The 25,213-nt window shown below is 48.4% G+C and carries 20 protein-coding genes, 1 other RNA gene and 1 pseudogene; 10 read left to right on the forward strand and 12 right to left on the reverse strand.

Annotated elements, in window-relative coordinates:
* Positions 1 to 64 precede the first annotated feature (64 nt).
* Complete coding sequence (locus tag HRE53_RS15015; RefSeq protein ID WP_235107031.1) at positions 65 to 1,411, forward strand: GTPase family protein; 1,347 nt, start codon at positions 65 to 67, stop codon at positions 1,409 to 1,411.
* Between the two features lie 3 nt (positions 1,412 to 1,414).
* Here HRE53_RS15015 and hisD read toward each other — a convergent pair whose 3' ends face one another.
* The gene (gene hisD, locus HRE53_RS15020; RefSeq protein WP_235107032.1) at positions 1,415 to 2,737 is read right to left on the reverse strand and encodes a histidinol dehydrogenase; all 1,323 of its coding nucleotides are present in this window, start codon (positions 2,735 to 2,737) and stop codon (positions 1,415 to 1,417) included.
* 259 nt (positions 2,738 to 2,996) lie between these two features.
* Here hisD and rpsT point away from each other — a divergent pair, with 259 nt between their 5' ends.
* From rpsT to HRE53_RS34895, 6 genes and pseudogenes are all read left to right on the forward strand, one after another.
* Positions 2,997 to 3,281 (forward strand): 30S ribosomal protein S20, encoded by a 285-nt coding sequence (gene rpsT / locus HRE53_RS15025; RefSeq protein WP_212664148.1) that lies wholly within the window; start codon positions 2,997 to 2,999, stop codon positions 3,279 to 3,281.
* A gap of 78 nt (positions 3,282 to 3,359) precedes the next feature.
* The gene (locus tag HRE53_RS15030; protein ID WP_235107033.1) at positions 3,360 to 4,154 is read left to right on the forward strand and encodes a TatD family hydrolase; all 795 of its coding nucleotides are present in this window, start codon (positions 3,360 to 3,362) and stop codon (positions 4,152 to 4,154) included.
* 78 nt (positions 4,155 to 4,232) lie between these two features.
* Positions 4,233 to 7,532, forward strand: a complete 3,300-nt coding sequence (gene rpoB, locus HRE53_RS15035) for a DNA-directed RNA polymerase subunit beta (protein WP_212664150.1) — start codon at positions 4,233 to 4,235, stop codon at positions 7,530 to 7,532.
* 93 nt (positions 7,533 to 7,625) lie between these two features.
* Positions 7,626 to 9,497 (forward strand): DNA-directed RNA polymerase subunit gamma, encoded by a 1,872-nt coding sequence (locus tag HRE53_RS34385; RefSeq protein ID WP_212664151.1) that lies wholly within the window; start codon positions 7,626 to 7,628, stop codon positions 9,495 to 9,497.
* Positions 9,498 to 9,513: 16 nt separating this feature from the next.
* A complete protein-coding gene (locus HRE53_RS15040; RefSeq protein ID WP_212664152.1) occupies positions 9,514 to 13,509 on the forward strand; it encodes a DNA-directed RNA polymerase subunit beta' in 3,996 nt (1,331 codons plus the stop codon).
* Between the two features lie 223 nt (positions 13,510 to 13,732).
* Positions 13,733 to 14,580: pseudogene (locus HRE53_RS34895) on the forward strand (alpha/beta fold hydrolase).
* Between the two features lie 48 nt (positions 14,581 to 14,628).
* Here HRE53_RS34895 and HRE53_RS15050 read toward each other — a convergent pair.
* The 5 genes from HRE53_RS15050 to HRE53_RS15070 all read right to left on the reverse strand — a co-directional run bounded on the left by HRE53_RS15050 (position 14,629) and on the right by HRE53_RS15070 (position 18,781).
* Positions 14,629 to 15,984: an MATE family efflux transporter gene (locus HRE53_RS15050; RefSeq protein WP_235107034.1), complete on the reverse strand. Its 1,356-nt coding sequence runs from the start codon at positions 15,982 to 15,984 to the stop codon at positions 14,629 to 14,631.
* 213 nt (positions 15,985 to 16,197) lie between these two features.
* The gene (locus tag HRE53_RS15055; RefSeq protein WP_235107035.1) at positions 16,198 to 16,959 is read right to left on the reverse strand and encodes a hypothetical protein; all 762 of its coding nucleotides are present in this window, start codon (positions 16,957 to 16,959) and stop codon (positions 16,198 to 16,200) included.
* Positions 16,952 to 17,401: a hypothetical protein gene (locus tag HRE53_RS15060; RefSeq protein WP_235107036.1), complete on the reverse strand. Its 450-nt coding sequence runs from the start codon at positions 17,399 to 17,401 to the stop codon at positions 16,952 to 16,954. The genes HRE53_RS15055 and HRE53_RS15060 overlap by 8 nt, the downstream gene beginning before the upstream one ends.
* A gap of 184 nt (positions 17,402 to 17,585) precedes the next feature.
* Entirely contained in the window at positions 17,586 to 17,756 is a 171-nt protein-coding gene (gene psb34, locus HRE53_RS15065) for a photosystem II assembly protein Psb34 (RefSeq protein ID WP_212664155.1), read from the reverse strand.
* Positions 17,757 to 17,953: 197 nt separating this feature from the next.
* The gene (locus HRE53_RS15070) at positions 17,954 to 18,781 is read right to left on the reverse strand and encodes a thiazole synthase (protein ID WP_235107037.1); all 828 of its coding nucleotides are present in this window, start codon (positions 18,779 to 18,781) and stop codon (positions 17,954 to 17,956) included.
* A gap of 160 nt (positions 18,782 to 18,941) precedes the next feature.
* Here HRE53_RS15070 and HRE53_RS15075 point away from each other — a divergent pair, with 160 nt between their 5' ends.
* Positions 18,942 to 19,604: a sigma-70 family RNA polymerase sigma factor gene (locus tag HRE53_RS15075; protein ID WP_235107038.1), complete on the forward strand. Its 663-nt coding sequence runs from the start codon at positions 18,942 to 18,944 to the stop codon at positions 19,602 to 19,604.
* A gap of 254 nt (positions 19,605 to 19,858) precedes the next feature.
* Positions 19,859 to 20,350 (forward strand): anti-sigma factor, encoded by a 492-nt coding sequence (locus HRE53_RS15080; RefSeq protein ID WP_235107039.1) that lies wholly within the window; start codon positions 19,859 to 19,861, stop codon positions 20,348 to 20,350.
* A gap of 3 nt (positions 20,351 to 20,353) precedes the next feature.
* On the opposite strand, the gene HRE53_RS15085 is transcribed toward HRE53_RS15080, so the two are convergent.
* From HRE53_RS15085 to HRE53_RS15110, 6 genes are all read right to left on the reverse strand, one after another.
* A complete protein-coding gene (locus HRE53_RS15085; protein ID WP_235107040.1) occupies positions 20,354 to 21,241 on the reverse strand; it encodes a 4-hydroxybenzoate solanesyltransferase in 888 nt (295 codons plus the stop codon).
* Positions 21,242 to 21,318: 77 nt separating this feature from the next.
* A complete protein-coding gene (locus HRE53_RS15090; protein ID WP_235107041.1) occupies positions 21,319 to 21,846 on the reverse strand; it encodes a DUF4149 domain-containing protein in 528 nt (175 codons plus the stop codon).
* 134 nt (positions 21,847 to 21,980) lie between these two features.
* Positions 21,981 to 22,259 (reverse strand): hypothetical protein, encoded by a 279-nt coding sequence (locus tag HRE53_RS15095; protein ID WP_235107042.1) that lies wholly within the window; start codon positions 22,257 to 22,259, stop codon positions 21,981 to 21,983.
* 47 nt (positions 22,260 to 22,306) lie between these two features.
* Complete coding sequence (locus HRE53_RS15100) at positions 22,307 to 23,137, reverse strand: putative lipase (RefSeq protein ID WP_235107043.1); 831 nt, start codon at positions 23,135 to 23,137, stop codon at positions 22,307 to 22,309.
* A 221-nt stretch (positions 23,138 to 23,358) separates the two neighbouring features.
* Positions 23,359 to 23,955 (reverse strand): hypothetical protein, encoded by a 597-nt coding sequence (locus HRE53_RS15105; RefSeq protein WP_235107044.1) that lies wholly within the window; start codon positions 23,953 to 23,955, stop codon positions 23,359 to 23,361.
* 117 nt (positions 23,956 to 24,072) lie between these two features.
* Positions 24,073 to 24,384: a DUF6439 family protein gene (locus HRE53_RS15110; protein WP_235107045.1), complete on the reverse strand. Its 312-nt coding sequence runs from the start codon at positions 24,382 to 24,384 to the stop codon at positions 24,073 to 24,075.
* A gap of 127 nt (positions 24,385 to 24,511) precedes the next feature.
* On the opposite strand from HRE53_RS15110, the gene ssrS reads away from it, so the two are divergent.
* Positions 24,512 to 24,694: non-coding RNA, 6S RNA (gene ssrS / locus HRE53_RS15115), on the forward strand.
* Positions 24,695 to 25,213 lie beyond the last annotated feature (519 nt).

Consider the following 25,213-nt stretch of genomic DNA (forward strand, 5'->3'; position numbering starts at 1 on the left):
CCCATGATGACTATTTTTGGGTGACGGCCGTTTATTACTATTTCTTTGTAACCATCGATGTTCAATGGTGGAAAATCCTACACCGCCAGAGCCCTCCTATTCCCCTAAGTCGAACCCTCTGAAGTTTTGGCAACCTTCAGTACAAGCCAAGAGATTCTTCAAAACTGCTCGACATTTATTGCAACCGATCCGGCAAGGTAGCCAATCCTTAAAGCGTTACTTCCAGATCGATGAGCAAGAGGTTGCGGCCATTTTAGAGCGGGTCAAAGCAACCTTGCCGACCACAGAAGTCATTTTGATTGGTAAACCCCAGTCTGGAAAAAGCTCCATTATTCGGAGTCTAACCGGGGCAACTCAAGATATTATTGGCCAAGGGTTTCGTCCCCATACGGCTCACACCCAGCAGTATGCGTATCCTACTGAAGATTTACCGCTTCTCTATTTCACCGACACGATGGGATTGGGAGAAGCCCAGCAAGATACCCCCGATCCAATGACGGAGCTATCGCAGCTCCTCACCCCTCCCCATCGTCTGACTGCCAATACACCGTCAGCAAAGGTCATCATTCTCACCGTTAAGCTGAATGACTTTGCGACGGATTTTTTGCAAAATGTGATTTCACTCCTTCGGGAGCAACATCCTGAAGTTCCCTGCTTGCTAGCGATCACTTGTGTGCATGACCTCTATACATCTCAGATAGAGAATCATCCTGTTTATCCCCCTGCTGAGGCAGAAGTATTGCGGGCGTTTACTGCCATCCAAACTCAGTTCGAAGGGATCTGCGATCGCAGCGTCTTGATTGACTTCACCCTAGAAGAAGACGGGTTTACCCCCCTGTTCTATGGTTTGGATACCTTTGTAGACCAATTGGCGGAGCTACTTCCGGAGGCAGAATCGAGACTCCTTCACCAACTCCTGGATGATGCGGGTATAGGAACTGAAATTGGCTCCCTTTATCGGGAAACTAGCCGACGATACTTGACAACCTTTTCCGCAATGGCAGCGACCTTAGCGGCAGTCCCTCTACCGTTTGCAACCATGCCGGCCTTAACGGCCCTTCAAGTCACATTAGTGAGTCTCCTAGGTCGGTTATATGGCCAATCCCTCAGCCTTTCCCAGGCCGGTGGTGTAATTAGTGCGATCGCCGGTGGCTTTATTGCTCAAGTCGTAGGCCGGGAACTCATCAAGTTTGTGCCGGGCTTTGGTAGTGTGGTCGCTGCGACTTGGGCCGCTGCTTATACCTGGGCTTTGGGAGAAGGGGCGTGTGTCTATTTTGGTGATCTACTGGGGGGTAAAACGCCTGATCCTGAGAAAATCCAGCAGACGATGCAGCAATCGTTTCAAGAAGCCAAAACTCGCTTTAAGGGAGGGGTCTGGTCGGCAGCCCCTAAATCTCCTCCGACAGAATGACCCTCATCCGTCTAGATCATTGATAACCCCTGATTCAGGTTTTGTGGATTGGATTCGAAGGGATAGGGATTGTGCTGCTCCCCCTTCTAGCTGAACGAGGGTATCTAATTGCTGAGCAGAGTGGGATAAGGCTTGTGCAGAATACTGGATTAAATGAGTTTGCTTCATAAAAGTCTCAACTCCAGGACCAGAACTAAAACGGGCCGTTCCTTCTGTCGGCAGATTGGGGTTGGCACCTGCGATGATCTGACCCACTGAGGGGACGGTGTGAGAACCCATGAGAATGGAGCCAGCATGGCGAATATGTTCCACCAAGCTCCAAGGATCATGAATGGCTAGGGAGACTTGAGCCGGTGCCATGGTATTGACTAGGGCAGTGGCGTTTTGTAAGTCGTCCACAATCACGACTAGGCCATAATGGGCCATCGCTTTTTCCGTCAATATCCCGTAGCTGGACAATTCCTGATTCACTTCCAAGACGACCTTGGTGGCCAGGGTGGTATCCGATGTCATTAAGATGGCTGCTGCTAGGGGGTCGGATTCGGCTTGAGCCAATAAGTCAGCGGCAATATACGAGGGATTGGCGGTGTGATCCGCAAGAATGACCAGTTCTGAGGGGCCAGTTAAGGCATCAATGCCGACGAAGCCATAGACTAATTTTTTAGCTAGGGTGACATAGATATTGCCACTACCGGCAATGACATCTACAGCAGGAATGGTTGCAGTTCCATAGGCCAAGGCTGCAATCGCTTGAGCTCCCCCCACGCGATAAATCGCTTCGACGCCGGCTTCTTGAGCCGCGACTAATACGGCAGGATGTATCTGTAGTTCAGGGCCAGGTGGGGTCACCATGACAATTTCTGGTACGCCGGCGACCACTGCAGGAATCGCATTCATTAAGACTTGGCTAGGAGAAACTTTTTGGGTCCCTCGAATATAGAGGCCAACCCGATCGACGGGGGTATAACGTTTACCCACCACCTCTTGATAATCGCCAAAGTGAACTTGGCTCTGACGACGTTGCCGTAGGTGAAAGGCTTCAACTCGCTGATAACAAGACCGAATGGCGGTCAACATATCCTGAGAAATCTGCTGATATGCAGCATCTAGTTCAGCGCCACTCACTTTGAGCTGTTCTAGGCTTAGGGGGTGTTGGTCGAACTCAGTTGTATATTGAACCAGGGCTAAGTCACCTTGGCGTTGGACCGATGCCAGTATTTCTCGAACGGTCGATTCTTTGTGAAGAAGAGAGTTATCCTGAGTGCGATCGCAAATCCGTCGCAGTTCTGTAAGTGTCTCCGCTTGCTGGGTAATGGTTCGGAGCATGACTCTGAAATGCCTATCTGCAACCGCCAGAGAAAAGATGCCATTCCCTGCAAATGTAACGCATTTACTGAGGAGGCGGGGGAAGATTTGTTGCCCATACAATCGGGTTGAAGTCGCCCTAGGAGTTGGCTAACGGCATGCTTCACTCCTGCCCTCAGCTTAACTCGAAAATTTATAAAGGGCCGATTAACAATTGGTGCTACAATATCCCTTTGGGTAATTCATCGGTCCATCTTGGAAGTCTGCTGAGCAATTAAACGTGGCCAATATCAAATCTGCAAAAAAACGAATCCTGATCGCTGAACGGAATCGTTTGCAAAACAAAGCTTACAAATCAGCGATTAAAACTTTTACTAAGCGGTTTCAATCAGCAGTGGACGACTATAAAAGTAGTCCCTCTGACGATCAGCTTGCTGCGATACAGAAAGAGATGTCCGTAACCTACAGCAAAATTGATAAAGCTGTTAAGGTGGGAGTCTTTCATCGAAACACAGGCGCTCGGAAGAAAGCAGGTTTAGCTCGGATCCTTAAAGCAGCGACTTGAGGTTGGGCACTGTTATTTCTGAAATCTAGATTGAATTTATCTAGATTCCTTCTCCACCGCTTTGGACATTGCTTCTTCATGCAACTCATAGACACTCATGTTCATTTGAACTTTGATGTTTTTCAGCCTGATCTCGACCAGATTGCTCGGCGTTGGCGTGATCATCACATTGTGAGGTTAGTCCATTCCTGCGTTGAGCCATCTGAATTTGAACAAATCCAAAGCCTGTCCCAGCGATTTTCTGAACTCTACTATGCAGTAGGTGTCCATCCTTTGGATGTTGATAAATGGACTGCAGAAGCGGAGGTTCAGATGCGGTCGATGGCGGCATCTGACTCTAAAGTAGTGGCTATCGGTGAAACTGGTTTAGATTTTTTCAAAGCCGACAACGGTGATCGGCAAGAGCAGGTCTTTTGGGCCCATCTTCAGATTGCTCAACAACTGCAGCTCCCTGTGATTATTCATTGTCGAGAAGCGGCATCGGCGATGGTGCAGCTGCTCGAAAAATTCTGGGAAATGCACGGGCCAGTGAGTGGCGTTATGCATTGTTGGAGTGGCACCCCAGAAGAGACGCAACAGTTTCTAGAGCTGGGATTCTATGTCAGTTTCAGCGGTATCGTCACTTTTAAAAATGCGGCCCAAGTCCATGAGTCAGCCCGTCTTGTGCCTTGCGATCGCATTCTCGTGGAGACCGATTGTCCTTTTCTGGCTCCTGTCCCTGTGCGGGGTGAACGTCGCAACGAGCCTGCAAACGTGAGATATGTAGCCCAAAAGGTAGCGGATTTGCGAGGCGTTGCTTTAGAGGAATTAGCAGCTATAACCACTCAAAATGCCTGCCAATTGTTTCAGTTGTCCTTACCCGTTCAATCTTAAGAAGATTGATTTTCGATACAAACGTAACTTAAAATTGTTGATTCTATTCGCGCTGGGCGTGATTCTTAGAGGAGCTGTATGACTAACTCGATCTACACTCAACCTGCCTTCACTTTACCTGACTTAGTTGAAATTCAGCGGGAAAGTTTTCGTTCATTTTTGAGAGAAGGATTGATCGAGGAACTAGAAAGTTTCTCCCCCATATCGGACTATACCGGCAAAATAGAGCTCCACTTTTTAGCCAAAAACTACAAGCTCAAACGCCCGAAATATGATGTTGATGAAGCCAAACGCCGGGATAGCACCTACGGTGTGCAGATGTATGTCCCTACTCGTTTAATCAACAAAGAAACGGGTGAAATTAAAGAACAAGAGGTCTTTATTGGTGACCTGCCCCTAATGACAGAGCGGGGCACCTTTATTATTAATGGTGCTGAGCGGGTTATTGTTAACCAGATCGTTCGGAGTCCTGGGGTTTACTACAAGTCTGAAACCGATAAAAATGGCCGCCGGACTTACAATGCTAGCCTGATTCCTAACCGGGGTGCCTGGTTAAAATTTGAGACGGATAAAAATAGTCTGGTTTGGGTCCGAATTGATAAAACTCGTAAGCTATCGGCTCAAGTTTTACTCAAAGCGTTAGGTCTCAGCGATGGTGAAATTTTTGACCGCCTCCGTCACCCTGAATATTATCAAAAGACCATTGATAAGGAAGGCCAGTTTGGAGAAGAAGAAGCTCTCTTAGAACTCTACCGCAAACTACGTCCGGGTGAACCTCCCACCGTCAGTGGAGGTACCCAGCTGCTAGAGTCTCGGTTCTTTGATCCTAAACGGTACGACTTAGGTCGAGTCGGTCGCTACAAATTAAATAAGAAACTTCGTCTGAATACCCCTGAGCCGACACGGGTACTAACGCCAGATGATATCTTGGCCGCCATTGATTATTTAATCAATTTGGAATTTGATATCGGTTCTGTGGATGACATCGACCACTTGGGCAATCGTCGGGTCCGCTCTGTGGGCGAACTGTTGCAAAACCAAGTTCGAGTCGGTCTCAACCGCCTAGAGCGCATTATCAAAGAGCGGATGACGGTCTCTGATGTGGAATCTTTGACCCCTGCTTCTTTAGTCAATCCGAAACCTTTGGTCGCTGCGATTAAAGAGTTCTTTGGGTCCAGCCAATTGTCTCAGTTCATGGACCAGACCAACCCTCTAGCAGAGCTAACCCACAAACGCCGTCTTAGTGCACTTGGCCCAGGTGGTTTAACTCGGGAGCGCGCAGGCTTTGCGGTTCGTGATATTCACCCCAGTCACTACGGTCGTATTTGCCCCATTGAAACACCAGAAGGTCCGAATGCAGGCTTGATTGGTTCGTTGGCGACTCATGCTCGAGTGAATCCCTATGGATTTATTGAAACCCCCTTCTACCAGGTTGAGCATGGGCGGGTTCTCAAAGAAAAGTCTCCGCAATATATGACCGCCGATGAAGAAGATGATCTGCGGGTTGCACCAGGGGATATTCCCATGGATGCAGAAGGATATATCCAAGGTGAGATTGTGCCTGTGCGTTATCGTCAGGACTTCACCACCACATCTCCTGAAGAAGTGGACTATGTGGCTGTATCGCCAGTTCAGATCATTTCTGTGGCTACCTCTTTGATCCCATTCCTGGAGCATGATGATGCTAACCGGGCTTTGATGGGATCGAACATGCAACGACAAGCGGTTCCTTTGTTACAACCGGAGCGCCCCTTAGTGGGAACAGGGTTAGAAGCTCAGGCAGCTCGCGACTCTGGGATGGTGATTATCAACCGTACCGATGGGGAAGTCACCTATGTCTCAGCAGATTCCATTCGCATTCGGGACAATGAAGGCGATGAACATGAGTACCTAATCCAAAAATATCAACGCTCTAACCAAGATACCTGCTTAAACCAACGCCCTATCGTATTTGTGGGCGATCAGGTTCGGGAAGGTCAAATCATTGCCGATGGCTCGGCAACGGAAGGTGGAGAGCTGGCTCTGGGCCAAAATATTCTTGTAGTCTATATGCCTTGGGAAGGTTATAACTACGAAGACGCCATACTAGTCAGTGAGCGGTTGGTTCGAGATGATGTGTATACCTCGATTCACATTGAGAAATTTGAAATTGAAGCTCGACAAACCAAATTAGGCCCAGAAGAAATTACCCGAGAGATTCCTAACGTGGGTGAAGATTCTCTGCGTCAGCTGGATGAGAATGGCATCATTCGCATCGGTGCTTGGGTAGTAGCAGGCGATATTTTGGTGGGTAAAGTCACTCCTAAGGGAGAGTCTGATCAGCCCCCAGAAGAAAAATTACTGCGGGCCATCTTCGGCGAAAAAGCTAGAGATGTGCGAGACAACTCCTTGAGAGTCCCCAATGGTGAAAAAGGCCGGGTAGTCGATGTGCGGGTGTTTACCCGGGAGCAAGGAGACGAACTTCCTCCGGGTGCCAATATGGTGGTTCGGGTTTATGTTGCCCAAAAACGCAAGCTACAGGTGGGTGACAAGATGGCGGGGCGTCACGGCAATAAAGGGATCATCTCCCGTATCTTGCCGATTGAAGATATGCCTTACCTCGCAGACGGTACCCCAGTCGATCTGGTTTTGAATCCTTTGGGTGTACCCTCCCGGATGAATGTGGGGCAGGTCTTTGAGTGTCTCCTCGGTTGGGCAGGGCAAAATCTGAATACCCGCTTCAAACTCACTCCCTTTGATGAAATGCATGGAGAGGAAGCTTCCCGAAGTACCGTTCACGGCAAGCTAGAGGAAGCTCAACAAAAAACGGGTAAAGATTGGCTCTATGACCCGGAAAAGCCAGGCAAACTCCAGATATTTGATGGGCGAACAGGGGAACCCTTTGACCAGCCGGTCACGGTAGGTAAAGCCTATATGCTGAAGCTGGTTCACTTGGTGGATGACAAGATTCACGCTCGGTCTACCGGTCCTTACTCCTTGGTGACTCAACAGCCTTTGGGGGGTAAAGCCCAGCAGGGTGGACAGCGATTTGGAGAAATGGAAGTGTGGGCATTGGAAGCCTTTGGGGCAGCCTATACCTTGCAAGAACTCCTCACTGTAAAGTCCGACGATATGCAAGGGCGTAATGAAGCCCTGAATGCCATTGTGAAAGGTCAAGCCATTCCTCGGCCAGGTACGCCTGAGTCCTTCAAGGTGTTGATGCGAGAGCTGCAATCCCTGTGTTTGGATATTGCTGTTCACAAAATTGAAACAGAAGATGATGGCGGCAGTCGAGATATGGAAGTTGATTTGATGGCTGATGTTGGCCACAAACGCACCCCTTCTCGTCCAACCTATGAGTCATTCTCCCGCATTGATATGGAAGAAGGGGAAAGTTAATTGTCTCCTGGACAAAGGTGTTGAACGGATGACTCCTTCAACCTAATTAATCTCGAAGCATATTTAGCAAGGAAACAGAGGAAGCTAATCGCGATGCCAAAGCTCGAACAACGATTTGACTACGTCAAAATTGGGCTAGCCTCTCCGGAACGGATCCGGCAGTGGGGGGAGCGCACCTTACCCAATAACCAAGTGGTGGGTGAAGTCACCAAACCAGAAACCATCAACTACCGGACCTTAAAACCGGAGATGGATGGTTTGTTCTGTGAGCGAATCTTCGGCCCCGCCAAGGATTGGGAATGTCACTGTGGCAAATATAAGCGAGTGCGGCACCGGGGAATCGTGTGTGAGCGATGTGGTGTGGAGGTTACAGAATCGCGAGTCCGTCGTCATCGCATGGGCTATATCAAATTAGCTGCTCCTGTGACCCATGTTTGGTACTTGAAAGGCATTCCTAGCTATATGGCCACCCTGTTAGACATGCCCCTGCGGGATGTTGAACAGATTGTTTATTTCAATGCCTATGTGGTTTTGGATCCAGGCAATGCCGATACGCTTTCTTATAAGCAACTATTAACAGAAGATCAGTGGATCGAAATTGAAGATCAAATCTACAGCGAAGATTCCCAACTGGAAGGAATTGAGGTAGGAATTGGTGCTGAGGCTGTGCAACGGTTATTGCAAGATATCCAGCTAGAAACAGAAGCGGAGACTTTAAGAGAAACCATTGGCACTGCTAAGGGCCAGAAAAGAGCAAAGCTCATTAAGCGTTTGCGAGTGATCGACAACTTTGTCGGCACAGGCTCCCAAACAGACTGGATGGTTCTGAGCGTCATTCCTGTTATTCCACCGGATTTGAGGCCGATGGTGCAATTGGATGGTGGACGATTTGCTACATCTGACCTCAACGATTTGTACCGCCGGGTGATTAACCGCAATAATCGGCTGGCTCGATTACAAGAGATTTTAGCCCCAGAGATTATTGTCCGTAATGAAAAACGGATGTTGCAAGAGGCGGTTGATGCCTTGATCGACAATGGCCGTCGGGGCCGCACCGTGGTAGGAGCCAATAATCGTCCCCTGAAATCTCTCTCTGACATCATTGAAGGAAAGCAAGGCCGTTTCCGCCAGAACTTACTGGGTAAGCGGGTTGACTATTCCGGTCGTTCTGTCATTGTGGTGGGTCCCAAGCTGAAAATGCACCAGTGCGGATTGCCGAAAGAGATGGCGATTGAACTCTTTCAGCCTTTTGTTATCCATCGCTTGATCGGCCAAGGCTTGGTGAACAATATCAAGGCTGCTAAGCGTTTGATCCAACGGAATGATCCCGTCATTTGGGATGTATTGGAAGAAGTCATCGAGGGGCATCCGGTGATGCTAAACCGGGCACCGACCCTTCACCGATTAGGAATTCAAGCTTTTGAACCCATCCTGGTGGATGGTCGAGCAATTCAGCTCCATCCTCTGGTCTGTCCGGCCTTTAACGCTGACTTTGATGGGGACCAAATGGCTGTTCACGTTCCCCTCTCGATTGAAGCCCAGTCGGAAGCCCGTCTTCTAATGTTGGCATCGAATAATATTCTGTCTCCAGCAACAGGACGTCCCATTGTTACCCCTAGTCAGGACATGGTGTTGGGTGCTTACTACCTGACCGCAGAGAATCCGGATCGGCAAAACGGGGCGGGTAAGTATTTCGCCCATTTGGACGACGCCATTATGGCCTATGAGCAGCAGCAAATTGACTTGCATGCGTACGTTTGGGTTCGATTTGATGGTTCTGTCGATGACGGAGAGGATGACGTTGAACCTGAAGTAGAAACCTCTGCTGACGGGACGGTTATCCAAACTTACCCCTCTCGCCGAATTCGTAAGGATGCAGACGGGAACTTGATTTCGCAATATATTCGCACGACCCCTGGTCGAATGATTTACAACAAAACCATCCAAGATTCATTGGCTAGCTAAGTTGGAGAAGCAGATTATGGCAGAGCGTTCAACCCATTCCCCTCGCGAGGCGACTCCACCAGCCTTTTGTAATAAAATCGTCAACAAAGGGCAGTTAAAGTCGCTAGTGCATTGGGCTTTTACCCATTATGGAACCGCCCGCACCGCCGAGATGGCGGATCATTTGAAGGATTTAGGATTTAAATACGCCACTAAGGCCGGGGTCTCCATTAGTGTCGATGACCTTCAAGTCCCTCCCCGTAAACGCCAACTCTTAGAAACTGCTGAAGAAGAAATTCGAGTAACAGAGGATCGTTACACTCGTGGTGAAATTACTGAAGTTGAGCGGTTTCAGAAGGTAATTGATACCTGGAACGGCACGAGTGAAGAACTCAAAGATGAGGTGGTTCGCAACTTTCGCTCCAATAACCCCCTGAACTCGGTCTACATGATGGCGTTCTCAGGAGCAAGGGGTAACCTATCCCAGGTCCGCCAATTGGTGGGTATGCGGGGTTTGATGGCAGATCCTCAAGGAGAGATCATCGACTTACCGATTAAGACCAACTTCCGTGAAGGCTTAACGGTTACGGAATATATTATTTCTTCTTACGGTGCTCGTAAAGGACTGGTGGACACCGCTCTGAGAACAGCTGACTCGGGGTATTTGACCCGTCGTTTGGTGGATGTTTCCCAAGATGTGATCATCCGAGAGCTAGATTGTGGGACCAAACGCGGAATTCCGGTCCGTAGTATGACCGATGGCGATCGCGTTTTGATTCCCTTAGCCAATCGATTGTTAGGGCGTGTTGTTCTGGAAGAAGTCGTTCACCCCGAAACGGGAGAAGTGGTTCTGCCCAAGAATGAGGCTGTTTCAGAATCCATTGCGAAAGAGATTGCTAAGGCTGGAGTGGAAGAAGTTATTGTTCGCTCTCCCCTAACTTGTGAAGCAGCTCGCTCCGTTTGTCAGCATTGTTATGGCTGGAGCCTGGCCCATGCTCACCTCGTAGATACTGGGGAAGCGGTTGGTATTATTGCAGCCCAATCTATTGGTGAACCAGGAACACAGCTCACCATGCGGACCTTTCACACAGGTGGAGTGTTTACCGGTGAAGTGGCTCGCCAAATCCGGGCACCTTTCAACGGCAAAATCAAGTTCCCCAAAAAGATGCGGAGCCGTCCCTTCAGAACTCGTCATGGGGAAGATGCCCTGACCGCTGAAGTGAGCACCAGTTTGACCTTAGAAGGGGAAGGGAAAAACGAAACCTTTGAAATTACCCAAAACTCAACGCTTTTAGTCAAAGATGGCCAAGCTGTGAAAGTGGGGCAGATGTTAGCAGAAGTGGCAGCTGCCGGACGAAATGTTCGCAAAACCACTGAAAAAGCGACGAAGGATGTGGCCTCTGATCTGGCTGGAGAGGTGCAATTTTCGAATCTCGTCCCTGAAGAAAAGCATGATCGACAAGGCAATACGACGCGCATTGCCCCTCGTGGCGGCTTGATTTGGGTTCTTTCTGGTGAAGTATATAACTTACCGCCTGGTGCTGAGCCTATCGTTAAAAACGAAGACTACATCAACGGTGAAGATGTTTTAGCAGAGACCAAGCTTGTCACTGAGCATGGAGGTGTCGTTCGTCTTCCGGTACAGGAAGAAGGCAAAGGGGGCCGAGAAGTTGAAATTATTACGGCTTCTGTTTTGCTGGACCAAGCTAAAGTCTGTCTGGAGAGTCTGCAAGGCCGAGACCAGTATGTAATTGAAGCCCAGAAGAAGCAGCGTTTTCTGCTGAAAGCGGCTCCAGGGACTAAGGTCATCAATGGTCAAGTGGTTGCTGAACTCATCGATGATCACTACCGCACCAAAACTGGTGGCATCCTCAAATATGCTGGCGTTGAAGTTACTAAAAAAGGTAAGGCGAAGCAAGGGTTCGAAGTGACCCAGGGTGGAACGTTGCTCTGGATTGCGGAAGAATCCCATGAGGTTAATAAAGATATTTCTTTACTGTTGGTCGAAGATGGCCAATATGTTGAAGCTGGCACAGAAGTGGTCAAAGATATCTTTTGTCAAAGTAATGGAGTGGTCGAAGTTACCCAGAAAAACGACATCTTACGAGAGGTGTTGGTCAAACCTGGGGATCTGCATTTAGTCGATGACCCAGAAGCAGTCAAGAGTAAGGATCAGACCCTATTAAATCCAGGAGAAGAACTTTTACCTGGATTAGGGACAGATGAACTGCGATACATCGAATGTGTCACGACCCCAGAAGGGGATGCGGTTCTCCTCCGGCCCGTTACTGAGTTTCCTGTACCGGATAAACCTGCTGTTCCGTCTCAAGAATCGATTAATGAGGCTGGGCGCTCAATTTGTCTAAAGGCAGTGCAGCGTCTTCCTTATAAAGATGGCGAGCGGGTGAAGTCAGTTGAAGGAGTTGATTTACTGCGGACTCAATTGGTACTGGAAATTGATACCGATGCGCCGCAAATTGCTGCTGATATTGAAATTTTGTCAGATGACAAGGATGAGGAAATCTCTCGTCTACAGCTGGTGATTTTAGAAACTTTAGTCATTCGCCGGGATGTTTCTGCGGATCAAACCCAAGGAAGTACCAAAACACGGCTGTTAGTTGAAGAAGGACAGCAAATTGATCCGGGGGCTGTGGTGGCTCGTACCGAGATCAAGGCTAAGCAAGGCGGTAAGATTCGAGGTATCCGGAGTGGGAATGAGGCAACTCGCCGAATTCTGCTGATGACGAATGATGATCTCATCACGATTGAGACTTCAGGGAAAACGACTTCTGCCTCTGAGGGAGAACTCCTCAGGGCAGGAGATGAAGTAGCTGCTGGCGTGACAGTTGAAGAGTCTTGCCAAGTCATGAAAGTTGAAGATGGCAAGGTTACTTTGCGCATTGCCCGTCCTTACTTGGTTTCTCCAGGAGCGGTCTTACAAATTGATGACCAGGATCTGGTCCAACGGGGCGACAACTTAGCACTGCTGGTGTTTGAGCGCACCAAGACGGGAGATATTATTCAGGGCCTACCTCGAATTGAAGAGTTGCTAGAAGCCCGTAAACCCAAGGAGATGTGCACTCTCGCACAACGCTCTGGAACTTGCCAAGTTATTTACAACGATGATGACAGTATTGAAGTCAAAATTGTTGAACAGGATGGGACGATTACCGATTATCCTATCGGACCTGGACAAAACCCCATTGTCCTAGACGGTCAGACAGTCGAGGCGGGCGAAGCGGTTACAGATGGTCCGCTGAACCCCCATGACATTCTGGAAATTTATTTCCGGTTCCACCGGGAGACGAAGGGGGTTTATGAATCTGCATTGCTTAGCTTGCAGAAAGTCCAGAAGTTTCTCGTGAATGGTGTGCAGTCGGTGTATCAGTCTCAAGGGATTGATATTTCAGATAAGCATATCGAAGTAGTGGTTCGGCAGATGAGTTCTAAGGTCCGAATTGACGATGGGGGTGATACCACGATGCTGCCAGGAGAGCTAATTGATCTGTATCAAGTGGAACAGGTGAATGCGGCTATGTCGATTACGGGTGGAGCCCCGGCGGAATATACGCCCGTGTTATTGGGGATTACCAAGGCATCCTTGAATACCGATAGCTTTATTTCGGCTGCTAGTTTCCAAGAAACGACTCGAGTTCTGACGGAAGCTGCGATTCAGGGTAAATCTGATTGGCTGCGAGGCTTGAAAGAGAATGTGATCATTGGACGCCTCATTCCTGCGGGTACAGGCTTTAATTCCTATGATGATGGTGGTTTAGGAGAACCTGATCCCTCATTTGAAGGAATGCCTTTTACGGATTCTGACGATGTGATTGACGATCGCACCGCTCGGAATTACAACATCAATGATGTCAAACCTTTCTCTGGCGGCGAGCGGCCTGCTTATGATCCCAACAAGCCTGGTGAGCAACAACGGTCCATGCTAGGTATTGATCCTGCGGCAGTAGGGGATGATACCCTGATTGACGATCAAGTGGCTGAGAAGCTGAATGCCAATCTGGAAGGGAATCAGTAATCGGTGAAAGTAGGGGCTCAAATCGAGTCCCTGCTTTTTGAGGTTGGCTTTTAGATTTTAGGTATACTGCCAACGGCTGAGGGCTTAACATTTTAGATTAAGCTAAAACTCTCTCTAGCAAGGGATTTGAAGCTCATGAAAAAAGTAAACTTTCAACTCGTTCGGAGTATACCCAACTTTTGTGCCTATCTTCTGGGAGTTGAAAAGGCATGAGGTCGTCACCATGCGGGCTAGAATTCGGGATACTGAACTTTACTTTGATGTTGAAGGCTGTGAACTTGCGATCGCAACCTCCCATATCCAGCAAAAACCCGTATTTTTCGTCATCCATGGTGGACCAGGGGTAGACCATACGACCTGCCGCCCCGTCTTATCGCCATTGAGTGAAATCGCTCAACTCGTCTATTTTGATCATCGGGGTCATGGTCGCTCAGCACGAGGTAATTCTGAGACCTATACCCTGGATAACAATGTTGAAGATATGGAGGCTCTACGCCAGTATTTGGGGCTAGAGCGTATAGGTTTACTTGGGTTTTCCTATGAATGGTCGCACTTACCTATGCCAGCCGCTACCCCAACCATGTTTCTCAGTTAATTCCCGTGGTCACGGCTGCGGATTCTCGATTTTTAACCTTAGCCCAAGCGAAGCTTGCCAGGGAAGGAACACCCGAACAGCAAGTCATTGCTCAATTGCTGTGGGATGGCCAGTTCGCATCTGAACAGCAGTTGCAAGAGTATTTTCAGCTTTTAGGCCCTCTCTATTCTTTAACGTTCGATCTAGACAAATCGATGGATGCTTGGCGTCGAGTAATTTTTAATCCTGAGGCGATCAACCAAGCCTTTGGTGGATTCTTAAGAACCTATGATATTCGAGCGGCACTGCCTCAAATCAGTGTGCCAACGCTGGTTATCGGGGCTGAAAAAGATTGGATTTGTCCACCCCAATTTTCGAGAGAGATTGCTCAGGCGATTCCAAATGCCAGATTAGAAATCGTGCCCAACTCTGGTCATTCGATTCGAGCTGATGCACCAAAGATATTGCTGGAATTGGTTTCAAATTTTATGCAATAAATGCAGCGTATTGGGTTGCTGCTGAGCCTTTAAACATGAGAATTGGAATCATAATGCAGACTCTAGAGGTACGGTCTGTCGAAGATTGCATGTTCTTTGATTCCAAAGATAGGCTCCAACCCCGGTTAGAAGGTTAGACAATCCCGTTGCTACAAAAATGCCTTGAATACCAAAAAAGTGAGACCCAAAATAAGCCAAAGGAATATAAAGGACAAACATTCTGATGGCTGTCATCACAACGGAGGGGATGGGTTTGCCCAACGCATTAAACGTGGCGCTAGAAACTTGGATAATCCCTGCTGGAGCGTAGGTAATAGGGACGATGAGGAGATATAGAGCTGAGATCGCAACCACCTCAGGATTGCCATTAAACGAACTGACCAATTGTCTGCCAGTCGCTGCGAGTAACACAGCCATCAACATGCCCCAAAACAAACAAAATTGAAAGCTGATCTTGAGAGATCGCTGCACCCTCGTGTAAGCTTTCGCTCCCCAATTCTGGCCGACAAAAGGACCCATGCTAGCCGCCAGAGCAAATAGCGTGATTAAGGCAAAGGACTCCACTCGCGACGCCACTCCAAAGGCTGCTACGGCTTCTTCACCATAGAAGGCGAGGAGACTCGTAATCATCCCCACAGAAATCGGCGTAATCATGCTGGTCATCGCCGCTGGGAGACCAATGCGGAGGATATCCAGCCAACATCGCAGCATCTCGGACAGCTTAGGGCGTTGGAAGCAGAGCAGGTGTTCTTTAAAGTGCAGAACGATCAGGGAGGCAGCAAAAGTAAGGGCTCGTGCAATCACCGTTGCTATGGCTGCGCCCTGTAATTCTAAACGCGGTAATCCCCCTAGACCCAATATAAACAGCGGATCTAGGGCAATATTAATTCCAGCTGCGACGGTCATAATAACGCTGGGGGTTGCAGTATTTCCGGCTGCCCGGATAGCGCTGTTCCCCACCATTGGTACCACCAAGAAAATCATGCCTAGATACCAGATCTGCATATAGTCCCGAACCAAAGGGAGAACATCTGGCGTTGCTCCCAGGGCCGTGAAGAGTGGATCAATCGTTAATAGTCCCACTACGATAAAGACCCCAACGATGGCCAGCGCTAGGGTCAAACTATTGGTGGTAAAGCGCTTTACTCTGGTTTGATCCCCTTCACCGATCGCTCGGGCAATGATTGAAGCAGCGCCTGTTCCCAATCCCATGGCTAAGCTGCCAAACGTGCTGACCACCGGAAAAGTAAAACTCATGGCTGCTAGTTCTTTCGTGCCGAGCTGGCCGACAAAATAGGTGTCTGCCAAATTAAAGGCAACAATCGCAAAAATTCCCCACACCAGCGGCAAGGTAAGTTTGATCAATTGGGCACTAACATTGCCTTCTGTTAATCGCTGTCTCACAGTTTTTAGGGGGAGTAGGGTGGGGTGTTTAGACTCAACAATGCCCAGTTTTGGGTCAAATTTTACTCAACACCGTTGCATTTCTTTACAAATCTTAAAGCATTTTGACCACTAATCGCACGGGAAATGCAACCGATATCTACTGCATATTGATTAACGCACCTATTAATTAATAGGTGCGTTAATCAATGTATAGGTATGAACGGACTACTTTTAGGCAGGGCTGTCTGTTGTTAGCTCCGGTGATGCTGTACGCCGCTGCAGCACAATGATGTTTGATCCAACCACGGGCTCTCGCGCTAGGAGCTGGTCGGTCTGGTCCCGCATTTCTAGCTTGGGAAAGTTCAGTTTACGGCTTCGTTCAAGAGCGTCCGTTCCTAATTGATTTTGTTCAGATCGGGACAAGTCAAACCAGCGATCGCTTACCTTAATCACTAGCCGCTCAGCCTGGAAATTGGCTTGAACGGACTGGACAATATCCTGAGAATACTGATCAAAAACTTGGGCGACCTGAGACTGCACCTCGATAATCTGCTTCCGCTCTGGCTCTGGAGGAGGCAGTGGCTCTTCTGCTGGAGCCTCAGCGACAGGTGTCGAGGGTGGCGAGACAGGAGTGGGTTGAGCAACGGGGGCGGTTGCCGGAGATTTAGCGACCGGGGCGGGCTGTTGCTGAACTGCTGGTTGACTAGGCAGGATCAGGGAGGAAAATAACCAGTAGATTAAGGTTGCGAAGCTGAGAATAACAATGGTTAAAAACCGATCAGAGAATGACTTTAAACCTTCTGGAAAGCGACCTCGCAGAATCTTCAGTCCCAAGCCCCAGATTGGCTTAATCACCACATTGCCAATGAGAACAATGACATTATTCCATAGCCAACTAATGGCTTTAACAACGGGTTCTACCTTGCTGTAAAAGGATGCCTTCTTTACCTGATTGCCGATGGTAGAGAGGATTGAGCCTAGGACTTTACCCACCCCCCCCTACTAATTGGGTTAAAACAACTTCAATCTTGGAATCGCCGATTGTTGAATTCTGAGCAGAGTCAGCTTTAGACTTAGGCCCTTTTTTAGGTGTAGATTTTGGCCCTTTCCCAGATTTAGGTCTTGCTGATTTGGGTTTTACGTCATTAGGCTTTTCAGCATTAGGCTTTTCAGCCTGATCTGGCGTAGAAGAGGCTGATTCAGGTTCTTCAGCCTGGGGGGGAGGCTTTGGAGCCGCTTTAGGTGAATCTGAGGGGGTATCAATGGGCTCCGCTTTTGCAGACGAGTCAGGAACTGTAGCGGTTGACTCTGCCTTAGCAGGAACATCAATGGTCGGGGATTTATCAGAATCAGGAGCGTTGGGTGTTTCAAGGTTAGCTTTGGGTTCCTTGATATCTGCTTCTGATTCCGAGGGGGTGGGTTGCTCTGCTGACATAGGTTTAGAACAAAAAACAGAACTGGGCTGATTCTCAAAACGTAAGCAGGCTACCGCTGCTCAGCCCTAATCTATCATCAAATCGGGATGCCAAGTGCCGCATTCAAGTAACGAATAACGAATGAATGAGCTATACCCAGAGCCGAAGAAAAAAGGATTCTAGTTTGTTGGACTTAAGCTGTGCCTAAGACAAGGTGGCAGCAAAAGCGCAAAGACCGACTACTAGTAGAACACCACCGACGGTCAACGCCATATTCATGGTTTTCTTCTGATCGGATGCAGGCTCGGCTGCGTAGGATTTGGGCTCGACAGCGAAATTATTGACGAGACCTCGATCTTCAGTGGTGTAGGGCATAGTTAAAGAAAATTCATTAAGTTTCACGAATTATAACAGACCGCCTCTAACACCAAATGTTTATGGTGACAGCATTTTCATTCGTTCTGATCACGAAATTGACTGTAACAAGAGCTGTATGATCCCCGGAGCAATTCCACGATGTGAGAGGGGACTTTAGATATTCTTAGTGGACTAGCCGCTAATAGGCTCGTACCTTAGCTAGAGACTCGCCCCATCAAAGGAGAACTGGCACTAGCATAAGCTTTGATCGGAATACGTCCAGACTGATAGGCCAATCGCCCAGCTTGGGTGGCCATTCCCATGGCAGTGGCCATCATCACTGGATCTTGAGCTTTTGCGATTGCAGTATTGATCAGCACCGCATCAGCCCCCATCTCCATGGCTTGGGCTGCTTCGCTGGGGGAACCAAGCCCGGCGTCTACCACAACGGGCACGGTTGCATTCTCAATAATGATCTGAATATTGGCGGCATTGTTGATCCCTTGCCCTGATCCAATGGGAGATCCCAAAGGCATGACGGTAGCACAGCCGACTTCTTCTAAACGTTTGGCTAACAAGGGATCGGCATTGATATAGGGAAGGACCGCGAACCCTTCTTTGACCAGTTGCTCAGCAGCCTCCAAGGTGCCAATGGGATCGGGTAGCAAATACTTAGAGTCTGGGATCACCTCTAGTTTGATAAAGTTATTGTCTTCTTGCCCCAACAGCTTGGCCATTTCTCGTCCTAATCGGGCGACCCGGATAGCCTCCTCTGCCGTTTGACACCCAGCGGTATTGGGAAGCATCCATACCTTATGCCAATCCACGGCTTCGGCTAAGCCTTGATGTCCAGGGGCATTGCTTTGCACCCGACGGACGGCAACTGTCAAAATCTCGCAGCCACTGGCAGCAATACTTTGCCGCATCATTTCAAAATCGTCATATTTACCCGTGCCGGTCATTAACCTTGACTGGAACTGTCGATGACCGATTTGTAGGGGTTCAGTTGCCGCAGCCGAGGAGGAAGAATCAATGGTTTGCATAGCCAAGGATGAAAGTCCAAGAAAAGTTCAGCAATGAAGGGAAACTGCCGCTAGGCTAGTGAAGTATCTCACATTATAAGAAACCAACTTGCGGTCATGGGAACCCCCCATTTATCTCCTGCGTCAAAAGAGGCAGGTGTAATTATGGTCAATTCCATTCATGACAGCCAGTCTTCAGGTATCTTGGTCAAGGGTTAGGGTTGAGGATTCAGAACCTCACGTGCAAATACCAGCAGCAAAACTTGGTAACTCTGAGCTGGTGCAACTTTGTCAAGCTGGGTTGCGCCCCGATCGTGTTGCTTTTACAGAACTCCTTAGACGCTATCAGTCTCATGTTGATCGGGTGCTCTATCATCTCGCTCCCGATTGGGATGATCGTGCTGATTTGGCCCAGGAAGTGTGGATCCGGGTCTATCGAAATATCAGCCGCCTTAAGGAGCCCCCTAAGTTCCGAGGATGGTTGAGTCGGATTACCACCAATTTGTTCTACGACGAACTTCGCAAGCGCAAGCGCCACCGTAGTCCCCTGTCTTTGGATGCGCGGCTGACTATGGCAGATGGTGATATTGCCTGGGAGATTGCTTCGGGGGAACCCGGTCCTAATGAAAGCTTAGCTACCCATGAGTTTTACGGGCAACTCAATGATGCGATCGCAGAACTCCCAGAAGCGTTTCGTACCACAATTGTCTTGCGAGAAATTGAAGGCTTAGCCTACGAAGAAATTGCTGAAATTACGGGGGTTTCCTTAGGAACCGTCAAATCTCGGATTGCTCGAGCTCGTTTGCGGCTGCAAGGGCAATTGCAAAATTATCTTAAAGGTTGACGTTAAATTCTTCATCAAAGTTGATCATTCTAAGAATATAGAAGTAAAACCTTTAACACTTCTTTGTTGGTCCCCTAAACATACGTTAGATTTAAACTAGGCTTTCATTCATGAAACGCTTGCTTGAGATACCGACCTGGTATCAGCTTTTTGTCTCAGGTAGATGACCGTACTGATCACCTTCTGTACTAAATCAAGGTGAGACATTAATTTATTTCATCTAAACCTCCCAATCGGGCAAGTGAGATACTGCTATGGATGACATTAAAACAATAGAATTTGATCGGTTTGAGCTACTGAGTGCCTATCTGGACGAAGAAGCCTCTGCTGCTGAGCGGAAGCAAGTAGAAGCTTGGTTAGCTACGGACCCTGAATTTAATCAGTGCTATCAGCAACTTCTGCAACTCCAGCGTGGCTTTCAGGCTACCCCCGTGCCTGCCTCTACATCAGTTGAAGAAACGGTAGAAGCGGTGTTTGCTCAAGTAGAGCGCAAGCCAAAATTAGCCCTGTGGGCAACGGTAGGGGCTGCAGCGGCTGTGGCAGTCGCGGCCATCTCAAGTATCTTCTCTGGAGGCGGGTCTTTGGTCCCTCAAACCGCTCAAAATCCTGATCGCCCAGAGAGTTCCACTGTGGCTATTAATTCGCCATCAGACAACTTGAAGCCTTCGGATTTACTGATTGCCATTGAGCAATCTCCGGTAGATATTCCAGTGGCGATTAACGTCTCGGATACAGATGCTCGGTAGCTATTAGCGCAGTAAAGATCCGGTAATCATTCCAACCAATAGGAGTAATCCTATCCAAACGTTTTGGCGAAACAGCTGACCATAGGCGCTAGGAATTAAGTTCTTGCGTCTAAGTCGGTAAATTTGACGCCACCAGAGATAGGTACTGAGCCCTAGGGATGTCCAATACCCAAAGTGAAGATTGAGGCTGTACCCAAGCACGCCTAAGCAGACGACCGTACCCACTAAAAAGAAGGCAATGGCTGCTTCAGCATAGTTGCCAAAGAATAACGCACTGGAATTAATGCCCAGCCGCCGATCATCGGGGCGGTCAGGCATGGCATAGATGGTGTCAAACCCCAAGGTCCACAGTACTGTCGCGGCCCATAATAGCCAGGCTCCCATACTGAGATTACCAACGGCGGCACTCCAGCTGATCAGCACTGAAAAGCCCCATGCAATCGCCAAAACCAATTGTGGGACTGGAAACACTCGTTTGGCTAATGGATAGCAAATGATCACGGGAACCGCAGCGACACACAACCCAAAACTTAAGGGGTTGAGGAACCGAGATAGTCCAAAAGCACAGGCAAATGCAATAAAGGCAACAGCTAAACCCACCCGAATGGTCAAAGACCGATCGGCTAAAGGTCGCTTCTGAGTACGTTGAACTTGGGGATCAATATTCCGATCCCACAAATCGTTAACAACACAACCGGCAGCACTAGTCGCTAGGCTGCCGGTAATAATGATAGTTAGAAGTCCCAAAGAGGGTTTACCTTGGGCCGCCAGGACAATAGCCCATAAGGCTGGAATCATCAGGATTAAGCGGCCTTCGGGCTTATCCCATCGCAATAGTTTGATAATTGCGAACCAAGTGGGAGTAGACGGTTTGGACTGAAGGCGGGCCATGCTGTTTCATCGTGAATTCCATTACTAATCATGCCAAAGATTGAAAAGCATGGGAGCAAGAAATGGAAATGATGAGACTAGGCCTGTTGAGACTGCTTCCATACCCAAGATAAAAGCACTCCACTGGCTGCTAGCTTGAGAACTTCAAAACTCCAGTACACATAGTGCAGTTGATCCATGGTGTCGGGGACAACAACCGATTCAAATAAGGACAGTTGAATTCCTAAACCACTCATTTGTGGGGTGAGGCCATAGGTATAGATAAATGGGATGGCGAGAAGAATGGTTGCGAGAAGAATGGCTGCTCTACTCAAAGGCAACTGAGGAGTGGTGGCTCGCCAAAATAACGTGCCCGATAGCACCACAGCTCCGGCCACTAATTCAACGCGATTAAACATGGAGAAAATCATATCCCCGGCTGATGCAAATCCAGGGTCTGACATCATGCCAGAAAAATAGAGCCCTGGCATGATAATAAAGTCCATCAAGACGCTGGCCCCGATCCAGGCCATTACCGTCACAATCATGGTTGTTTGAACGACGGACGGATTGAGTGGACTAGTCTGGGCTAGAGAATTGGGTTGATTGTTTGCAGCGATGGTCATAATCTTGCGATCCAAGTTCCGTCTAGTGAAGGTCGTATAACCTTCGTACTGCTAGCCTAACGAGAACTTTTAGAATTCTCAGGTCCTCGAAACAAAACGCAAGTCTATTGCAATAAAACGACAAATTACGATGTTTATAGAGCCTGAGATTCTAGGATGATGCGAGTCGATCCCAGGGCTTTTAAAACCGGGTTGGTTTGCCAATCTTCAATGAGTAAGCGTTGCAGTAACTGCTCTGCCTGCTTGCTGTCTGGTGTCTCTAGCTGGCCGAGGTAGTGCCGAGCACTGTGGAAAGAATCGTCTTGACCCAACTCAAAAATACTATCGGCTCGTTCCATTAAGGATTTGACTTGATTTTGTAGGTTTGTCCACAAATCTATACTCCGAACGAGTTGAAAGTTTACTTTTTTCATGAGCTTCAAATCCCTTGTTAGAAAGAGTTGTAGCTCAATCTAAAATGTTAAACCCTCAGCCGTTGGCAGTATACATGTCTGAGATTACTAAAGGCTTCGGCCACTAGGTCTTGGCGATGCTGAATCAGAATGGTTTGAGGTCTGAGTAAGGGCGGTAAATCATCCACCATGACGGCAGGGCCATAGAAAATGCAGTGTAGGGCTTCAATCCACTTGGTATAGGGTCGGAAGAATCGCTGCAGGATATGGAGGGCTTGAGCGGCAATAATACTGCCCTGACTATGGGCCAAAATGATCACCTCTGACCCTGACCGAATACTTTGAACAACTTCATAGGCCAGACGCAGGATCGATCGTGGGGCTCCGGCTGGGTAACTGCCGTATAAATATGCCTCGAAATCATCCCAATTCATGTTTTGAATAAAGGGGAGTCGCCGCATAATATCTAGGTCAAAGGGCAACTTTTGAGCTGCTTCTCCTAGGGTAATGGCTAGGTCTTGACGCTGTTGCTGCAGCTCTGCGAGGATGTCGGCTTCTGGGGGGAGGGTGCGATCGCACAGAAGCTTCAGCATGTCGGCATACTTTTGCAGTCGTTTGTCATTATCTGCAGAGAGCCGCTCCGGCCAAAATTGGGCGAGTTCAGCCTTGCCCATCATGGATTCCAGTAAGTCACCTCGATAACCAGAGGTACTGTTATGGATGCCGACAATGTCAAGAGGGCGATCTAGGGTCAACCAGACCAAGGTTTCTAAGTCTTGTAGCTGTCTTTCAGCTGAACTAGTCACACCGTTAACGTGGAGTAGGCGTTTGGCACGACCAATGGGTTGTGCAGGTGGATAAACCAGTAAATGACCGTCTTGTTGCGGTTCGCTCAGCATAGACAAATAAACTGCGTATTACCAATAGTATCGATGGTGATAAGGATCACGAAGTCTGCGTGATCTACATCCTGTCTGGACCTATCTTCAATTGCCATACTACAAGAGACTCGGTGCTATCTGAGTCGTCAATGGGGAACACACAGTACGCCGGCAGACTTGGTTCAGTTTGTCGGTTTTTTATGGCTTATTTTTAGAGCGGCTTGTCTGGGATAACGAACCTATTTCATCAGGCCCATCGTATGTTTCCAAGACAATTCCTTGCGCAGGATATCGAGAGCTCTACGGTCGCTGCCATCAAATAAGGGACTAATTTGCCCAAGAACTTGTTCGACAAGCTGTGAGGCAAAAGCTCCCCCAGACCGTAATAGATGACTGTAGTAGCCAAATTGGGGTTGATGTTTGCGGTCTAAATGGAAGGCATGGATATCTTCAGAGGCCATTGTCCAAACGGGTGTATTGACAGGGACCACCAAGCTGGGAATCCCTTGATCGCCGTACGTTTCTGACTGATCGTTTACCAGTACACCAATCAGAACACACCAGAGCAAGGTCCGAGTTTCTCGAATTAAATCTGGCGTAAAGAAGGGATCAGGCTGACTGACCAAGCGTGGCCCTGAACTTAGATAGGCGGGATTAAATAATTGAGAGTTGTAGACTAGTCCTACAGCCCAATGTCGTTCTTCAGTTTCTAGTTTGACGAAGCAGCCAAACCCATAGTCATCCGGTCGAGGAGGGGTCAATACTTCCATGTCATCATCCACTTGAATGACGTAGTCGCAGTGCGAATCGGACTTAACAACTTTTCCGAGTTTCATACTCAAGAGCTAGGCTATCTTTGCTTGAATTCTAGACGCCTTCATCCATTATTGGTATCAGCTTAGAAAGACTTAAGGCCTTTGACCGTCGCTTAGGAGTCAAATCAATGCTAATGCCTAAGATTGGGGGGCTTTGGGGTTGCCCTGTGAGTTATGTCCGTGGGTGGGGCAAGGCGGCGCACTAATGGATCGATCCAGCCAACCCACGGCTTGCTGTAAGCGAAGCAGTCCTTCTTCGGATTGATCATTAAGTAGAAATACAATCGCTGTAGCGGCCTGTTCTAATGCTCTAGCTCGACGGTTGGCTTTGAGGCGGTGCCAGTCTCCAGAAGTAATGGTTAATTGTTCTACGAGTTTGCGGGCTGTTTCGCGGGTGACTTCTGGTGAGGTGGATGGCTCAGAAGTCTGAGTAGGGGGGTGGGATGACATATTGGTTTCCTAATGTGCTTGAAGCTGATTGTAACGGGGGTATCCTAATTGTGTCAGGCTCAGGTATTTACCGAAATCCTGACTTTCACTGGGCTGATACAGAAATCCCTGTTACAATGCCCACTAGCGATTCCTGCGACGTTGGTGACTGCCAATATTGTTTTTTGATCTATAACTTTAACGATAGGGAGCCATTTGCTCGATGGCAGTATACCAAGCTTGTACTTGGAAACTTTAAATCGATGTTTTCAACTCCCACCTGGATGATTCCAGGTCAAAAACTGAGGTAAGACGGCGTTGCGGGAATAGCACCTCAATTTTTTAAAGGACAGAACCCCAGACGATCGTCTGGGGTTCTGTCCTTCTTTAGTAATGGGGGCGGAGGGACTTGAACCCTCACGACCTTACCGGTCAACGGATTTTCATTCTCCTACTGCTTTCGCAGCTACCAGATCTGGTTTTGAGAATTGGACTCTCCCTTTACCCGTGCTATGTTCCAAGTTAAAACTTGAAAGAGCGTGAGGGTAGCTCCCGTCGAGTCTCTGCACCTTCAAAGCAATCCAGCGGACTACTAGGCTTGGCTCAGGATTGCCTTGTCTGAAAGTTCAGATTTAGGTTTCCCTGAATTTGAGAGCATTCACTTACAAGATTTCTCCTGTAAGGCTCAGCTTTCTAAGTCCGTAGCGTCTACCATTCCGCCACGCCCCCTTATTGCTTGGACTACAATAGCACGGGATTATGACAAGTTTGCAAGTCGATATCTTTGAGCACCTAAAAACCTATCAATATATGCTCACATATTTAAAAAGCTAAAGTTGGTTCAAGTTTG

The organism is Acaryochloris sp. 'Moss Beach', from assembly GCF_021497025.1.
Lineage (GTDB): Bacteria > Cyanobacteriota > Cyanobacteriia > Thermosynechococcales > Thermosynechococcaceae > Acaryochloris > Acaryochloris marina_A.

Excerpts from the sequence above, each read along its gene's own strand:
- HRE53_RS15085 (WP_235107040.1), bottom strand. The coding sequence starts at position 21,241 with ATGGCCCGCCTTCAGTCCAAACCGTCTACTCCCACTTGGTTCGCAATT.
- HRE53_RS15110 (WP_235107045.1), bottom strand. The coding sequence starts at position 24,384 with ATGTCATCCCACCCCCCTACTCAGACTTCTGAGCCATCCACCTCACCA.
- hisD (WP_235107032.1), bottom strand. The coding sequence starts at position 2,737 with ATGCTCCGAACCATTACCCAGCAAGCGGAGACACTTACAGAACTGCGA.
- HRE53_RS15070 (WP_235107037.1), bottom strand. The coding sequence starts at position 18,781 with ATGCAAACCATTGATTCTTCCTCCTCGGCTGCGGCAACTGAACCCCTA.
- HRE53_RS15105 (WP_235107044.1), bottom strand. The coding sequence starts at position 23,955 with ATGAAACTCGGAAAAGTTGTTAAGTCCGATTCGCACTGCGACTACGTC.
- HRE53_RS15080 (WP_235107039.1), top strand. The coding sequence starts at position 19,859 with ATGGATGACATTAAAACAATAGAATTTGATCGGTTTGAGCTACTGAGT.
- rpoB (WP_212664150.1), top strand. The coding sequence starts at position 4,233 with ATGACTAACTCGATCTACACTCAACCTGCCTTCACTTTACCTGACTTA.
- HRE53_RS15075 (WP_235107038.1), top strand. The coding sequence starts at position 18,942 with ATGACAGCCAGTCTTCAGGTATCTTGGTCAAGGGTTAGGGTTGAGGAT.
- HRE53_RS15040 (WP_212664152.1), top strand. The coding sequence starts at position 9,514 with ATGGCAGAGCGTTCAACCCATTCCCCTCGCGAGGCGACTCCACCAGCC.
- HRE53_RS15015 (WP_235107031.1), top strand. The coding sequence starts at position 65 with ATGGTGGAAAATCCTACACCGCCAGAGCCCTCCTATTCCCCTAAGTCG.
- psb34 (WP_212664155.1), bottom strand. The coding sequence starts at position 17,756 with ATGCCCTACACCACTGAAGATCGAGGTCTCGTCAATAATTTCGCTGTC.
- HRE53_RS15060 (WP_235107036.1), bottom strand. The coding sequence starts at position 17,401 with ATGTCAGCAGAGCAACCCACCCCCTCGGAATCAGAAGCAGATATCAAG.
- HRE53_RS15100 (WP_235107043.1), bottom strand. The coding sequence starts at position 23,137 with ATGCTGAGCGAACCGCAACAAGACGGTCATTTACTGGTTTATCCACCT.
- HRE53_RS15090 (WP_235107041.1), bottom strand. The coding sequence starts at position 21,846 with ATGACCATCGCTGCAAACAATCAACCCAATTCTCTAGCCCAGACTAGT.
- HRE53_RS15030 (WP_235107033.1), top strand. The coding sequence starts at position 3,360 with ATGCAACTCATAGACACTCATGTTCATTTGAACTTTGATGTTTTTCAG.
- HRE53_RS15095 (WP_235107042.1), bottom strand. The coding sequence starts at position 22,259 with ATGAAAAAAGTAAACTTTCAACTCGTTCGGAGTATAGATTTGTGGACA.
- HRE53_RS34385 (WP_212664151.1), top strand. The coding sequence starts at position 7,626 with ATGCCAAAGCTCGAACAACGATTTGACTACGTCAAAATTGGGCTAGCC.